Raw genomic sequence first — 13,802 nt, forward strand, 5'->3', positions numbered from 1 at the left:
GAGTCCGCGCGCGCATGAGCTTCGATCCCGACGTGTTCGACTACGTGATCCTCGGCGGTGGTTCGGCCGGCTGCGTGCTGGCGGGGCGTCTCTCCGAGGATCCTTCGCTGCGAGTCCTGCTGCTCGAGACGGGCGATCGCGCCGAGCGGCACCCCGAGTCGCTGCGGGCCGACGGCTACAAGGACGCGTTCGTCAACGACGAGCTCTTGCATCACCGCTTCAGCGCGCCGCAGCCGGGCTGCGCCGGGCGGCCGCTGTTCCTCGGCTCGGGCCGCGGCATGGGCGGCAGCGGCTCGATCAACGCGATGGTGTACCTGCGCGGCTCGGAGGCCGACTTCCACGCGTGGGACGTGCCGGGCTGGGGCTGGTCCGACGTGGTGCCGGCCTACGAGCAGCTCGAGCGGGTGCTCGACGTGCGCCCGCGCGAGCCGACCGCGTTCACCGAGGCGTGCATCGCCAGCGCCGAGTCGGTCGGGTTCCACCGCGAGCGCGACCTCGACAACGGGCATTTGCTGGGCGCGCTCGGCTACGAGGCGATGAACTACCGCGGCGAGCAGCGGCGCAGCGCCTACGTCGCGTTCGTGCAGCCGCACCTCGATCGCATCAACCTGGTCGTGCGGACAGGTGCGCACGTGCACCGGCTGGTGCTCGACGATCGCCGGCGGGTGGTCGCGGTCGAGTACGAGGAGGGCGGGGCGCGGCGCACGGCGAAGGTCCGGCGCGAGGCGGTGCTGTGCGCCGGGGCGCTCGAGTCGCCCAAGCTGCTCATGCTGTCGGGGGTCGGGCCGCGCGACGTGCTGCGGGCGCACGGGGTCGAGCCGGCGTTCGACCTGCCGGGCGTCGGCGAGAACCTCCACGACCACCCGAACGTGCAGCTGTTTTATTACGGCAAGCGCGCGGTCGACTGCAATTATCCGCAGCTGTACGGGTTCCACCGCGCGCTGGCCGGCAGCGACCTGCCGCCCGACCAGGCCGACACCTGCTACGTGTTTTATCCGGCACGCTCGTCGTTCCGCGAGGCGACGATGCGCATGGTCCCGGCGCTGACGGTGCCGCCGGCGCTGTACCGGCGGACCCGCCTGCCGCAGGTGGTCAAGGCCGGCGTCGGCATGGCCTTTCGGCCAGGTTTCGTCCGGCGCGCGGTCGAGCGGGTCTACGGGCTGGTGGTCATCCTCGGCAAGCCGAAGAGCCGCGGCACGGTGCGGCTGGCGTCGGCCGACCCGCGCGCGCAGGCCGACATCGACCCGGCTTACTTCGCCGACCCGCAGGACATGGAGACGATGATCGCCGGCGTCCGCCTGGCCCGCGGGATCGCCGACGCCGAGGGGCTGCGGCCGTGGGGCGGGCCCGAGGTGCTGCCGGGGCGGTTCGTGCGCTCGGATCGGGCGCTGGCGGCGTTCGTGCGCCGGATGGCGATGACGACCTATCACTACGCCGGGACATGTCGCATGGGACAGGTCGCTGGCAGCGTGGTCGATGCGCAGCTGCGCGTGCGCGGCGTCGAGAACCTGCGGGTCGCCGACGCTTCGATCATCCCCGAGGTGCCGGTGTCGGCGCTGAACGCCCCGAGCATGATGATCGGCTGGCGCGCGGCCGACCTGCTGCGGGCGGCGGCCGGCTGAGCGCGGGGCCTCGATGACCGCGCCTCGGCCCGACGCCTCGTGGTCGTGGGACGGCTACCTGGCGCGCTGGGGGCTGGTGCCCGACGGCGCGGAGATCGTGACGCACGCGGCGCGGCTGCTGCCGGTCCTGCGCGGCGAGACCCCGGCGATGCTCAAGGTAGCGACCGAGCCCGACGAGCGCCACGGGCACATCCTGCTGCGCTGGTGGGCCGGCGAGGGCGCGGCGCGGCTCTACGAGGCCGAGGACGCGGCGCTGCTGCTCGAGCGGGCCACCGGCGGGCGCTCGCTCACCGGGCTGGCGCGCGGCGGCGGTGACGACGAGGCGACGAGCGTGCTGTGCGACGCGGTCGCGGCGCTGCACCGACCGCGCGCGGCGGCGATCCCCGCGGGCCTCGTCGAATTGCCGACCTGGTTCGCGGCGCTGGAGCCCGGGGCGCGGCGTCACGGCGGCCTGCTGCGCGAGGCCGTGGCGACGGCGACGCGCCTGCTCGGCGACCTGCGCGACGTGCGGCCGCTGCACGGCGACGTCCACCACGACAACGTCCTCGACTTCGGCGCTCGCGGCTGGCTGGTGATCGATCCGAAGCACCTGCTCGGTGAGCCGGGCTTCGACTACGCCACCCTCTTCGCCAATCCGGACATGGCGGGTGGTCCGGCGCTGGCCGTGCAGGAGGAGGTGTTCCGGCGCCGGCTCGCGCTCGTCGTGCAGCGCTCGGGCCTCGACCGCGCGCGCCTGCTCGACTGGATCCTCGCCTGGTCCGGGCTGTCGGCCGCGTGGATCCTCGATGACGGGGACGCGCCGACGGTCGACCTGCGGATCGCCGAGCTCGCGGCGCGCGCCCGCGGTGAAGTTCGAGATCGGTGACCGATGGGACATGTCCTTGTGGACATGTCCGAAAGGCGCGTCGTGCTTGCGGTCAGCGGCGGCGGAAGCGTGGGACGGCGCGATACAGGAGGATGTTCGCGCCGATGACCAGCCAGGCGATCGCGGTGACCCGCAGCGCCGTGCTCCACTCGTGCCAGCGCTGCCCCAGGTAGCGCTCGGGGCGGTCCCAGTAGACGAACGCGACCTCGGCGGGGGCGTCTGCGGACAGCAGCCTTCGGTAGCACGGCTCGTCGCCGGCGGGCACGCGCATCAGCACGTCGGTGGTGCTGGCCCAGGCGTCGCGGCAGCTGCTGTCGTAGGAGGAGAGGTCGCGGCAGGCGGCGTAGACGTGGACTGGCTCGCCGGGGCGGCTCGCGGTCGGCACGATCGGCGCGATCGCGTGGACGCGCGAGGACGAGGACTTGCCGCCCGAGTGGCGGTGGGACTGGCGCACGGCGCGGGCCGTGTCGACGCGGGCCTCGGTGACCTCCAGTCGGACCAGGTCGGAGCGGAGGGCGGCCTCGGGCCAGGTCACTGCCGCCTGATCGCCGAGGGTGACGCGCCCGTACTCGCCGAGCGGCACGCCGGCGAGGAAGGTGAGGGTGCTGGCGATGACGAGGCCGGCGAGGCCCCACACGCCGAGGGCGATCGCCGGCAGGCCGAGCAGGAGGGTGGTGAAGCCGCCGGCGAGGAGCGAGCCGGACAGGTAGGTCACGGCGGCGCCGAGCAGCAGCAGGGCGGCCGCGGCTGCGGTGGCGAGCCCGAACTCGCGCGCCTCGTCGAGCAGCTCTCGCATCCCGGGGGCGAGGATATCGGCGGAGCCGCCGGGCGACAATGGCGTGTTGCTGCATCGAAGCGGTCGCCTCCGCGCGGGGGCGGGGCGAGGAGAAGCGCTTTCGTGAGCCGGGGCGAGCGGAGGGCCGGCGGACGAATTCGCGGGATGCGGCGAGCGTGACGTGCTTTGCCGTGGACCGTTCGGCTGTCCCCTCGATGCCGGGAGGCGAGGCCGCGGACGAGGTCATGCGTATCGCGTCGCTGCGTCGGCCTCGGCCTTTGGCGTGAACCTCGGCCGAGGTCGTCTCGGGCCTGCGGCGACTGCTTCCATTCGCGGCCTCGGCTGCGGTGATTCCACGCGGCGGGCCCGCCCGGGGCGACGGGCTCGGCTGTCGCCTGGGCGAGCTCGACGGCCCGAACGGCGATTGTCGGCGGTGCTGGTGCGATGATTCGCGAGGCCGCGCGATTCGTTGCAGCCGCAAGGGATCGCGCTACGCTCCGGTCGGTCTTGCGGAGGAGAACACCATGGAATTCATCTGGACATTGATCGTGGGCCTGATCGCGGGCGCCCTCGCCAAGCTGGTCATGCCGGGCAAGGACGGCGGCGGCATCCTCGCCACCATGCTCCTCGGCATCGCCGGCTCGTTCGTCGCCGCGTTCCTCGGGCGCACGCTCGGCTGGTACGCGCACGTCGACGAGGGCCCGGGCATCATCGCCTCGATCATCGGCGCGCTGGTGCTGCTCGGCATCTACCGCCTCGCCATCGGTCGGAGGATGCGCGCCTGATCGCGGCTTTCTAGATTCGCCCCCGGCGGGCGGACGCGCGGCCCTCACCGCGTGAGTAGTTCATCGAGGGCCAGCATCCACTCGCCGGCGGGCGTCACCACCCAGGCACCGGCGGTGAGGCGCGCGCGCACGGCCGCCGCGGCCTCGGCCGGCAGGGCTTCGACGACCGCCATCGGCGCGAGCTGGGCAAAGGGGACGTCGTCGGCCAGCCGACGACAGCCCTCCGGCCAGGCGGCCAGGGCTACCCGTCGACCCTGCCGGTCGAGGACCGGTTGCAGCGCCGGCACGTCGGCCGCGAGCAGGGCGTCGAGGGCGACGTCGTCCCAGGTGGGCGCGACCTCGACGACGACGCCGTGGCCGGACAGGCTGGGATCTTCGGGCATGACCCCGAGTTCCTGTCCGATCGGCGCTGTGCTCATGGACAGGTCCCGAAGGTCAGCCACGCGCCGGCGCATGCGGGCGAGCAGGGTCGCGGCGTCGGGTCGGCGCGCGGGGTCGGGGTCGAGCGCGTCCTCGACGACCGCGCGGGCCTCGGGCGCGGCGCCGCCGAGGCTGCCGGCGGCGAGGGCGACCAGGAGGGCGGCGGCGCTGAAGATGTCGCTCGCGGAGGTGGGCGCCCGGCCGGCGCGGACCTCGGGGGCGGTGATCGTCAGCAGCTCCTCGAGCGCGCCGGTGCGGGTGGCGATGAGGCCGGCGATCGCGTCGGCGCCGAACGGGCCGAGCAGCGGGCGACCGGCGGCGTCACACACCAATTGCGCGGGCAGCAGCGAGCCGTGGACCAGGCCGCGCGCGTGGGCGGCGGCCAGGCCCTCGAGCAAGAAGGCGACCAGGGCGCGGGCCCGCGGCAGCGGCATGCCGGGCGGACGGATCAGCGCCCGCAGGTCGTTGCCGGCCTCGTACGGGAGGATGAGGATGCCGGCGCGGGCGTCGAACTGGACGATGCCGCGGATCGCCGGGTGCTCGAGCGCGGCGGCGGCGAGGGCCCGGCGCTGAAACGACTCGAGCGCGTCCTGGACCGCCGGGTCGCTGGCGCCGGCCTCTTGCAGCTCGGCGAGGAGGAGGTGGATCTCGACCTCGGCGAGGGTGACGCGATCGGTGCCCTCGTAGGCGGCCCCGGAGAAGCTGGGCGGCAGCGAGGCGCGCACGAGGAAGCGGGCCGGCACCGGCGCGCCCTCGGGGGCCTCGCCGCGGCCTTGCAGGACGATCTGGGCCGCGAGGTCGTGGCCGAGCGCCCCGAGCCCGCGCGCGAGCAGGCGGCTGAGCGCGGCGCGGTCGCCCCCGCCGGCGCGGATGGCCGCCTGGGCCCGCCGCACCGCCGCTTCGGCGTCGCCGAGCTCCCACGACAATTCGGCGGCGAGCTGCAGGGTCGGGCCGTGGCGCTCGGGCAGCGGCTCGAGCAGGGCCAGGGCCTCGCGCACGCGCTCGGCCTCGGCGAGCACGCGCGCGGCGGCCAGGCGATCGCCGGCGCGCACGAGGGCGCTGGCGCGGGCCTCGGGGTCGTGATCGCCGAGAGCGAGGATCCGGGCCGCGTCGGCGTGACGACCCTTGCGCTGCAGCAGGGCGGCGGCCTGCTGGCGGGTGTCGGCGTCGGCGGCGGTGAACACGGCGATGATGCGGTCGATGACGTCGGCCCGGCCGAGCTCGATCGCGGCGCGCAGGGCGTCGAGCGGGCGGCCGGCGCGGGCGTAGTGCTCGCAGGCGCCGGTGAACTCCCAGATCTGCTCGAGCACCCAGCCGGCCGCGGCGTGCCGGCCGGACAGCGCGAGCGCGTGGGCGAGGGCCTCGTGCCGCCCCTGGACGAGCATGCGCTGCTCGTCTTCGGTCAGCGGCTCGGGCGCGGCGGGCACGGCCGCCACCTCAGTGCTCCTCCGCGAACAGGTCGCGCGCGAGCTCGCGGTAGAACTCGAGGTGGTCGAACTTGAGGTCGGTGACGCCGAACAGCTGCCCGACCTCGTCGATGTGGTCGGCGATCATCTCGCCGCGGTAGTCGCCCCACTTGGCGCTCTCGACGGTGACGAGGCCGTCGTTGTCGCCGCGGGCCAGCTGCAGCAATGCGTAGCCCCAGCCGATCAGCGGGTCGACCAGATCGTGGCAACCGTTGCCGGGGATGAGGAAGCTGGCGGCGTCGCAGGTGCGGCCAGTGTAGCTGATGTACTGGACGCGCGGGTCGTCGGGGTTGGTCGGGTTGAACTCGTCCTGCATGTAGTGCTCGCTGAGCGAGTAGAACGAGGCCTCGGCGTCCGATTTCTGCTGGGCCGAGACGGCGCCGACGAAGTTGAGGAGGAAGCCGAGCGCGGCCTCGACCCCGCCGGGCGCGAGGCCGAGAGCGAGGTCGGTGATGTACGTGCCGCGGTGCGGGCTGGCGATGGTGACGAGCGCCGACACGCGGTCGCCGTAGCCGTGGGTGGCGACGACCGCCCGCGAGTCGATGCCGCCCTGGCTGTGGCCGAGGAGGTCGACCTTGCGCGCGCGCTGGGCCACCAAAAATTCGTCGAGCTGCTCGGCGAGCTGGCCGGAGCGCACGGTGCTGCTGTTGTACGGGTCGAGGACGGCGATCTCGATCGGGAAGCCGCGCGACTCGAGATCGGCGGTGACGCCATAGAAGTACGTGATCGGGCCGATCGCCTCGAAGCCGGTCCAGCCGTGGACGAGCACGATCGGGAAGCGGGTCGTCTCGCGCTCGCAGCCGATCACGCACACGAACTCGAGGTTGTAGTCGGCGGCGTCGTCGGGGCTGTCCGATCGGACATGCACGGCGAACTCGCCGGAGCGCGGCACGGCGAAGATCGCCTCGGCCGGGTCCTCGCCGCTGACGAGCGGGGGCGCGAGCCCGGCCTGCCACACCAGCGCGGTCGGCTCGTCGGGCCAGACGACGGTGGCTCGCAGCGGGCCGGGGCCGTCGGTGCGGGTGAGGCGGATCTGCCACGAGCTCTCGTCGGGCAGGGCGACGTACCAGCGGTGCTCGCTGCAGGCCGGCAAGGTCTCGCCCTTCACGTCCTCGCCGACGCCGAGGTAGTCGCGCTCGAGCAAGGACAATTGATTCGGGTCGCAGGCGGGCTCGCCGGTGGTGGTGGTCGTCATGCCCTGGCCGTGGGTGCCGCTGCCGGGGTCGTCGTCGCTGCCGGTGGTGGTCGGCGGATCGCCGGGCGGGTCGTCGCCGGTGGTGGTGCCGCTGCCGGTGGTTCCTGTCCCTTCGGTCAGGCCGGCCTCGGCGCCTCCGGCCCCGGAGTCGCCGCAGGCGAGGGTCAAGAGCGAGACCGCGAGCGCGGTGGTGAGCGCGGACGAGCGGGCAGCCGACACGGGGCGACTGTAGCAGCGCGGACGCGGGCTCCGGGAGGGCAGGCGGCCGCGAGGTGCGCGGCGCCGGTGCCGGCCCTTGCGGGGGTTGCTGCGGGGCTTTGCCGGGGCCGGCGCCTGGGCTATAGCCGGCCCATGGACGAGGCGAGCCGCTCCAAGCTGTTCTCCGGCGCCGCAGAGGCGCTGTTCGACGTGCGCGACGGGGCCCAGGTGGCCGTGGGAGGGTTCGGCCTGAGCGGCAACCCGGAGGCGTGCATCGAGGCGCTGGCGGCCTCGGGGGTGAAAGACCTCGTGATCGTGTCGAACAACTGCGGCAACCAGGGCCAAGGTCTGGCGGTGCTGCTGCAGCGGCGCCAGGTGGCGCGGGTGATCTGCAGCTTCGTCGGCGGCAACCCCGATCTGGAGCAGCAGATGCTGGCGGGGCAGGTCCAGGTCGAGCTCAATCCGCAGGGAACGCTGGCCGAACGGCTGCGCGCGGGCGGGTCGGGGATCCCGGCGTTCTTCACGCCGACAGGGGCGGGCACGGTGGTGGCGGAGGGCAAGGAGGTCCGCGAGTTCGCCGGGCGCCCGTGCGTGCTGGAGACGGCGCTCCAGCCCGACTTCGCCATCGTCCGCGCGGCCGTCGGCGATCCGCTCGGCAACCTCCGCTTCTATCGCACGACCCGCAACTTCAACCCGCTGGCGGCGATGGCGGCGCGGGTGACGATCGCGGAGGTCGACCGCCTCGTCGAGGTCGGCGAGCTCGACCCGGACGATGTCCACCTGCCGGGGATCTTCGTTCAGCGGGTGATCCACGTGCCCGCGCACAAGAACGTGATCGAGTACCGCACGACCCGACCGCGCGTCGGTTGAGCCGGCGGCCGCGGCGCTGGCCCCAGGCCGCAGCGGGCCCCGCAGACCCCGCCGGCGGGGCGTCCGCGCGCCTTCGCCGGTTTTTGTCAATTTTGCGAGATCGCGGCTAGCCTCAGCAGGCCGGAAGGACAGGCGAGGAGCGCAATGACGGAGGACATGATCGAAGACATCGAGGTCGAGTCGACCATCCCGCGCGCCCTGGTGATCCTGGCCGAAGGGGCAGAGGAGGCGGAGGCGGTGATCATCGTCGACATCCTCCGCCGCGGCGGGATCGACGTGGTGTTCGCCGGGCTCAACGGCGACGGCCCGGTGCTCTGCGGCCGCAAGATGAAGCTGAACCCGGACATCGCCCTGTCGGCGGTGACGGGCCACTTCCAGGCGATCGTGCTGCCCGGCGGAGCCGAAGGGGCGCGCCGCCTGGCCAGCTCGGAGGCGGTGGGCGAGCGCCTCCGCCACGCAGTGACCGACGGCCTGGTGGTCGGGGCGATCTGCGCGGCGCCGCTGGCCCTGCATGCCCACCAGGTGTTCGCCGGCAAGTCGATGACGTGCCACCCCAGCGTGGCCTCGCGCATCGCGCAGTACGGCAACCTGGTCCAAAAGCCAGTCGTCGAGGACGGCCAGCTGGTGACCAGCCAGGGCCTCGGCACGGCGATCATGTTCGGGCTGACGCTGGTCCGCAGGATCATGGGCGACGTGCGCGCGGCCGACGTCGAGCGCGGGCTGACGCTGCCGCGCTGAGCCAGCGAGCGCTGGAACTGCGGAACCTCGGCGCGTCGCAAAGGCGACGGGCCGAGGTTCGTCGCGTGGGTCGTGCGTAGAACGTTCGGCGACGAGGCGACGGGCAGAAGATCGACGCGCGGGTCGCTCGTGGATCGTTCGGCGACGCTTCGTGATGCCCCGAGGTTCGACGCGTGGGTCAGCGACGCTTCGTGATTCGACGGGCCGAGGTTCGACTCGCAGATCGTTCGGCGACGCTTCGTGACGGAGCTGGCGACCGGCGCGAGTGATGCCCCGGCGGGCGCTCACGCGGTCGCGCCGAGGGTGCGGGCGAGCGCGGGCGGCAGCGGGTAGGGCCGCTCGGGCGGCAGGAGGGCCTTGGCGCGCGCCTCCTGGCCGGCCTTGAGGTGGCCGTGGATCTTCCGCACCAGCGGCGTGAGGTCGGTGATGTCGACGGTCCACGCGTCGACGAAGCGGTCGATGATGTGGCGCGACAGGCCGACCTGGATGCTGTTGTGATTGAGGGTGGCGCCGCGGAGCGAGCGCTCGGGATCCCACTGGATGTGCACGGCGGCGGCCTCGAAGCGGGCCTGCCAGGCCTCCGGATCCTTGTCGACGCGAGGGTCGCGGCTGGTGAGCACGCCGGCGGCGAGCGCCTCCTCCCAGCCGGCGCGGGAGATCCGGACGGCGAGGATGTGCTCTTGCCCGGACTTCTGGCCCCAATTGCTGCGCTCCATCAGCCACAGGAACGAGGGCTTGATCCACGTCATGCGCGTCCGCGAAAACGGCGGGACGAACCGCTTGGCGGCGATCGCCGGCCTTGCGATCGCCGGGCCGTACGCCTGGTAGACGACGATCGTGCGGGCGTCGAAATCGGCGCGGATCGGGTTCATGCGACCGGCGAGGCTCGCATGAACTCTCGGCCGCTGCCACCGGCGGCGCGCGCCTCAGGGCCGCCGATCATTCGTGGACGTCAGGGGCGAAATGCGCGCTCCATTCACACGGGCGAGCGCCGGTGTGCTGATTCGCGCGGTCGCGCAGGGTGCCATGATTCGCGCGACGGAGCAGCGAGATACGTGCCGATGCGAGGGACCCCGGCCGCGCCTGGACGCGGCCGGGTAGCGCTCACTTCGCAATCGCGGGCGCGGCCGCGGGCGCGGGCCGGCGGGCGAGCTCGAAGTCGAAGCGGACGCGGCCGCCGACGACGTCGGCGGCCATGCGGAAGCCGCGGCCGGACAGCCACGACTGCAGGAAGTTGGCGCCGCGCGGGCCGTCCTCGAAGCTGCCGACCAGACGCCACAGGTCGGGCAGCTCGCCGTAAAAGGCAGGGTCGGTGTCCTTGTCGCGGGCGATGTCGGCGAGCAGCCACTTGAGGCGGTCCTGGCCGTCGGCGGCGGCGATCCAGCCGAACTCGACGTCCTTGTCGCCGAGGCGCACGGTGCCGGGGTCGGTGGCGAGGTAGAGCTGCACCGGCGCGCCGGTCTCGGTCAGGTTGCTGGTCTCGACCTTGGCGTCGACGCCGGGGACGGTGACCGGCGAGAAGCGCAGCGAGGCCATGGCGACGAGCGAACGAAACAGCGCCAGGTCCTGGCCCTGCACGCGCGAGTAGACGACGTAGTCGGACTGCAGGCCGCGGTCGCCGACCTGCAGGCTGCGCAGGCTGCCGCCGGTGCCCTCGACGCGGCCGACGATGTCGAGCACGGTGCGGATGATGCCGGCCTCCATGCCCTTCTGTTCGCGACCCCAGCGATCGAGCATGCCGAGCGCGCTCGGCCAGGTCTCGAGCCCGAGCACCACGCCGCCGAAGTCGCCGGCGTTGTCGAGCGCTTCGGAGAAGGCCCGCTCGTCGCGGCCGTAGAGGCCGATCGCGAGCTCGCTGAGGCCGGCCAGCGGCGGCAAGCCGGAGCTGCGCCAGCACGCCAGAGCGCCGTCGCACAGGCCGGCGAGGGTGGGCGCGCCGACGCCGGCGGACGGGCGCGAGAATGTCTTTTCGGCCAGGTCGGCGGCGGCGGCGTCGACGGGCTCCCAGGACAAAGTCATCTGGACCGCCTCGGGCTCGACGGAGGCCTCGAGGCGCATGCCGGCGAACATGCGCCGGGTCTCGCGCAGATGCTCGAGCGCGGCCCGCTGGGCGAGCGCGCGGGTGACCCGCTGCCCGCGCTGGCCGGCGTCGTCGTCCCAGCGCAGGCGACGGACGGCGCCGGTGATCTCGACGACCTCCGACAGCGCAGGCACGGCGCCGGCGTCGGCGTAGGCCGCGAAGTCGCCGCGCAGCGTCGAGAGCACCGGCAGGTTGGCCGGGGCCGCAGCCAGGCCGGTGGTGACGGTGGTGACGCGATCGGGGTCCCACGCCGCGCCGGTGCCGGCGGGGAAGAAGAACAGGTCGAGCACGACCGCGGCGGCCTCCTTGCGCGCGACCAGCAGCGCGCCGGCGTCGCCGAAGCAGAACTCGCTCGGGCCGATCTGTCCGCACAGGGTCGCGATCTCGGGCGGCCGCTCCTTGCGGACCGCGCGGGCGAGGAAGGCGGGCAGCGCCGCCGGATCTTTGGCCGGCAAGTGCACGCGGTTGTGGATCGCCAGGCTACCTGCCCCTCGGGACATGGCCTCCTGGTCAGGTGAGGGGCCGCTCGGCTCGGGCGGCGGCGGCGGCTTCCACGGATCGCCGAGGCCGTCGATGTCGGGCGGCAGCACCGGCTCGACCGGGATCGAGTCCTGGTACGGCTGCGGCGGGCTCGGGGGCGGCGGGACGGGCGGCGGCGGCACCGGGCGCCGGTTCGGCCGCGAGTCGGGCCACGGGGCGACGTCGGCCGGGGTGGTGCCGGCGCCGGGGAACGGGTTCGGCAGGGCCGGCGCGGCGCCGACGCGCTGCAGGGCCTCGCGCACGCCGGGCATGGTCACGGCGATCGGGCGGGCGATGGTGACGGTGACGAAGGCGTCAGGGTCGAGGCCGAGGCGAGCGGTGACGTCGTCGACGCGCAGGTCGAAGCCGAACTCGGCCCCCGCCTCGGCGAGGTCGCGCGCGCTGTCCGGATCGAGCGGGAGCGACTGCAGGGCCTTCTGGATCGTACCTGGCTTCAAAGCCAGGTAGACGAAACCACCCTCGACGAACCCGGGGCCCTGGACGACCGCGGCGCGCTCGAGCGGCGGCATGCGGGCGTGGATGGCCCGCAGCGCGGGATCGGAGGGATCGTCAGGGCTGCCGGCGCCGCCGCGGCCGCAGGCGAGGGCGAGGACGGCGGCGAGACCGAGGCCGAGGCGAGGACGCGCGAGGGCGACTGGCATCGGCGAAGGATACGCCGACCCAGCGGCGTCAAACAGCCCTCGTCCTCGGACCGTCGAATCATCACAGCGGCGCCGGCGGTGCGCCGCTCGAAAACGGTCGCACGGCGCCGGCGGGCCGCGAGGCGCGAGCTATTTGGCGCACCAGATCTCGTACTCGACGAGCATGCCCGGGATCGCCAGGGCGTCGACGAACCGCAGGGTGCCGGCCGCCGGCTTGATGTTCACCGGGGCGAAGTAGTCGGCGAACAGGCCGAGGATCGCGTTGAACTCGGAGTCGGTGACGTCGGAGGTCAGCGTGAACTCGATACGGACGATGTCCTTGCGCTCGTAGCCGGCGTCGTCGAGGTATTCGTCGAAGTTGTCGAGGATGTACTGCGTCTGCCCCACCGCGTCGTTGGGGTGCTGGATCTGCCCGGTCGAGTCGTGCGCGCCGTGGCCGGCGATGAGGAACAGCTCGTCGATGTTCCGCAGCTTGAGGCCCCAATTGAAGACCGCGCCGAAGTCGGGCGCCGCGGGGTTCGGCACCGCGATCTTCTTGAAGTCGCCGCTATTGTGATTGCCGTTGCCATGGCCGTTGCCGTGGCCGTTACCATGGCCGTTACCGTTACCGTTACCGTGACCCCAGCCACCCGATACGATCTGGGGCGCCGTGATCGACAACGAGAGCGCGAGGAGAATCGTCGAAATAAAAACTGGCCGCTGCATCCCACACCTCCAACGCGAATGATTGTCGAGGACCGCGATGCACGTGTCAATCATCGACGATGCGCATGCATCAACTTTGGCGTAGTGCGACGTACCTTGCTTCACTTCACCCACGGCGGCTGACAGGTGGTTATTGCCGCGGCGCGCAGGAACATGGCGCAAGCCGCCTTCGCGGGGCGAGTTCACCTATGATCATTGTGCCGTGGGGGCGAACATGCCGGCCCGCGCGGCGCGCTCGGGCCCGGCCTGTCCGCACCCGCGCGAACGCGGTAATCGCGGGAATGGGAGCCCCACAATGTGTATAGTGAATCGTGTGGGGGCGCGAATCCGGGGGCGCGCAAATGGCAAATGGGGACGTCGCTGCAGGCGGGGCGTGATGAGCACTCGATGGCAGACGACCCCGGTCGGGGGCCAGCGTGGTCACCTGTCCGCGGCCTGCCGTCGCGGGCGCGGCGACAGGGTTCGGGACAATTCCCGGGGCGGCCGCTCGCGGAGGCGGCCGTCCGGATATGCTCGCCGCGATGTACTTCGTGCTCCGCTACGAACTCGTCGACGATTACCTCGAACGCCGGACGCCGCTGCGGCCCGAACACCTGGCGCTGGCCCGCGCTGCCGTCGAACGCGGCGAATTGCGGCTCGGCGGCGCGCTGGCCGAGCCGGCCGACGAGGCGCTGCTGGTGTTCCGCGGGCCCGATGCTTCGGCCGCCGAGGCGTTCGCGGGCGCCGACCCGTACGTGCGCGAGGGGCTGGTGCGGCGCTGGACCGTGCGGCCGTGGACCGTGGTGATCGGGGCCGACTTCCCGGGCTGAGCGCCACGGTCGAGGCCGCTGGTCGTCACATTGGCGAGCGTGGGCCGCCGACGCTGAGGATATGTCCTCCGGGACATGTCCTCGCGGCGACGG

General features: G+C 73.0%; 12 protein-coding genes. 6 read left to right on the forward strand and 6 right to left on the reverse strand.

Going from position 1 to position 13,802, the window contains the following annotated elements; genetic code table 11:
• Window positions 1–14 precede the first annotated feature (14 nt).
• Together POL25_RS37505 and POL25_RS37510 are read left to right on the forward strand one after the other, a co-directional pair.
• On the forward strand, window positions 15–1,622 hold the full coding sequence (locus tag POL25_RS37505; RefSeq protein WP_272091187.1) for a GMC family oxidoreductase: 1,608 nt from the start codon (window positions 15–17) through the stop codon (window positions 1,620–1,622).
• A 13-nt stretch (window positions 1,623–1,635) separates the two neighbouring features.
• Window positions 1,636–2,487 carry an aminoglycoside phosphotransferase family protein gene (locus POL25_RS37510; protein WP_272091188.1) on the forward strand — a complete coding sequence of 284 codons (852 nt, stop codon included), beginning with the start codon at window positions 1,636–1,638 and terminating at the stop codon, window positions 2,485–2,487.
• A gap of 52 nt (window positions 2,488–2,539) precedes the next feature.
• Here the strand turns inward: POL25_RS37510 and POL25_RS37515 are convergent, their stop codons facing one another.
• Window positions 2,540–3,283 carry a hypothetical protein gene (locus POL25_RS37515; RefSeq protein ID WP_272091189.1) on the reverse strand — a complete coding sequence of 248 codons (744 nt, stop codon included), beginning with the start codon at window positions 3,281–3,283 and terminating at the stop codon, window positions 2,540–2,542.
• 503 nt (window positions 3,284–3,786) lie between these two features.
• Between POL25_RS37515 and POL25_RS37520 the strand changes: the two genes are divergently transcribed.
• Window positions 3,787–4,047 carry a GlsB/YeaQ/YmgE family stress response membrane protein gene (locus POL25_RS37520; protein WP_272091190.1) on the forward strand — a complete coding sequence of 87 codons (261 nt, stop codon included), beginning with the start codon at window positions 3,787–3,789 and terminating at the stop codon, window positions 4,045–4,047.
• Between the two features lie 44 nt (window positions 4,048–4,091).
• On the opposite strand, the gene POL25_RS37525 is transcribed toward POL25_RS37520, so the two are convergent.
• Entirely contained in the window at window positions 4,092–5,903 is a 1,812-nt protein-coding gene (locus POL25_RS37525; protein ID WP_272091191.1) for a protein kinase family protein, read from the reverse strand.
• 1 nt (window position 5,904) lies between these two features.
• Window positions 5,905–7,347, reverse strand: a complete 1,443-nt coding sequence (locus tag POL25_RS37530) for an esterase/lipase family protein (protein ID WP_272091192.1) — start codon at window positions 7,345–7,347, stop codon at window positions 5,905–5,907.
• Between the two features lie 132 nt (window positions 7,348–7,479).
• Here POL25_RS37530 and POL25_RS37535 point away from each other — a divergent pair, with 132 nt between their 5' ends.
• Both POL25_RS37535 and POL25_RS37540 read left to right on the forward strand, forming a co-directional pair.
• A complete protein-coding gene (locus tag POL25_RS37535; protein WP_272091193.1) occupies window positions 7,480–8,196 on the forward strand; it encodes a CoA transferase subunit A in 717 nt (238 codons plus the stop codon).
• Between the two features lie 156 nt (window positions 8,197–8,352).
• Window positions 8,353–8,934, forward strand: a complete 582-nt coding sequence (locus tag POL25_RS37540) for a DJ-1 family glyoxalase III (protein WP_272091194.1) — start codon at window positions 8,353–8,355, stop codon at window positions 8,932–8,934.
• A gap of 284 nt (window positions 8,935–9,218) precedes the next feature.
• Here POL25_RS37540 and POL25_RS37545 read toward each other — a convergent pair whose 3' ends face one another.
• From POL25_RS37545 to POL25_RS37555, 3 genes are all read right to left on the reverse strand, one after another.
• Window positions 9,219–9,806 carry a DUF4291 domain-containing protein gene (locus POL25_RS37545; protein WP_272091195.1) on the reverse strand — a complete coding sequence of 196 codons (588 nt, stop codon included), beginning with the start codon at window positions 9,804–9,806 and terminating at the stop codon, window positions 9,219–9,221.
• Window positions 9,807–10,038: 232 nt separating this feature from the next.
• The gene (locus POL25_RS37550) at window positions 10,039–12,195 is read right to left on the reverse strand and encodes a hypothetical protein (RefSeq protein WP_272091196.1); all 2,157 of its coding nucleotides are present in this window, start codon (window positions 12,193–12,195) and stop codon (window positions 10,039–10,041) included.
• A 129-nt stretch (window positions 12,196–12,324) separates the two neighbouring features.
• Window positions 12,325–12,855 (reverse strand): Rid family hydrolase, encoded by a 531-nt coding sequence (locus tag POL25_RS37555; protein WP_272091197.1) that lies wholly within the window; start codon window positions 12,853–12,855, stop codon window positions 12,325–12,327.
• Between the two features lie 566 nt (window positions 12,856–13,421).
• On the opposite strand from POL25_RS37555, the gene POL25_RS37560 reads away from it, so the two are divergent.
• Entirely contained in the window at window positions 13,422–13,709 is a 288-nt protein-coding gene (locus tag POL25_RS37560; RefSeq protein WP_272091198.1) for a YciI-like protein, read from the forward strand.
• Window positions 13,710–13,802 lie beyond the last annotated feature (93 nt).

The sequence above is a fragment of the Nannocystis bainbridge genome, assembly GCF_028368995.1.
GTDB lineage: Bacteria > Myxococcota_A > Polyangia > Nannocystales > Nannocystaceae > Nannocystis > Nannocystis bainbridge.

What these genes read in the sequence shown, in the direction of transcription:
- POL25_RS37550 (WP_272091196.1), bottom strand. Translation starts at nt 12,195, where the DNA reads ATGCCAGTCGCCCTCGCGCGTCCTCGCCTCGGCCTCGGTCTCGCCGCC.
- POL25_RS37505 (WP_272091187.1), top strand. Translation starts at nt 15, where the DNA reads ATGAGCTTCGATCCCGACGTGTTCGACTACGTGATCCTCGGCGGTGGT.
- POL25_RS37515 (WP_272091189.1), bottom strand. Translation starts at nt 3,283, where the DNA reads ATGCGAGAGCTGCTCGACGAGGCGCGCGAGTTCGGGCTCGCCACCGCA.
- POL25_RS37510 (WP_272091188.1), top strand. Translation starts at nt 1,636, where the DNA reads ATGACCGCGCCTCGGCCCGACGCCTCGTGGTCGTGGGACGGCTACCTG.
- POL25_RS37545 (WP_272091195.1), bottom strand. Translation starts at nt 9,806, where the DNA reads ATGAACCCGATCCGCGCCGATTTCGACGCCCGCACGATCGTCGTCTAC.
- POL25_RS37540 (WP_272091194.1), top strand. Translation starts at nt 8,353, where the DNA reads ATGATCGAAGACATCGAGGTCGAGTCGACCATCCCGCGCGCCCTGGTG.
- POL25_RS37535 (WP_272091193.1), top strand. Translation starts at nt 7,480, where the DNA reads ATGGACGAGGCGAGCCGCTCCAAGCTGTTCTCCGGCGCCGCAGAGGCG.
- POL25_RS37560 (WP_272091198.1), top strand. Translation starts at nt 13,422, where the DNA reads ATGTACTTCGTGCTCCGCTACGAACTCGTCGACGATTACCTCGAACGC.
- POL25_RS37520 (WP_272091190.1), top strand. Translation starts at nt 3,787, where the DNA reads ATGGAATTCATCTGGACATTGATCGTGGGCCTGATCGCGGGCGCCCTC.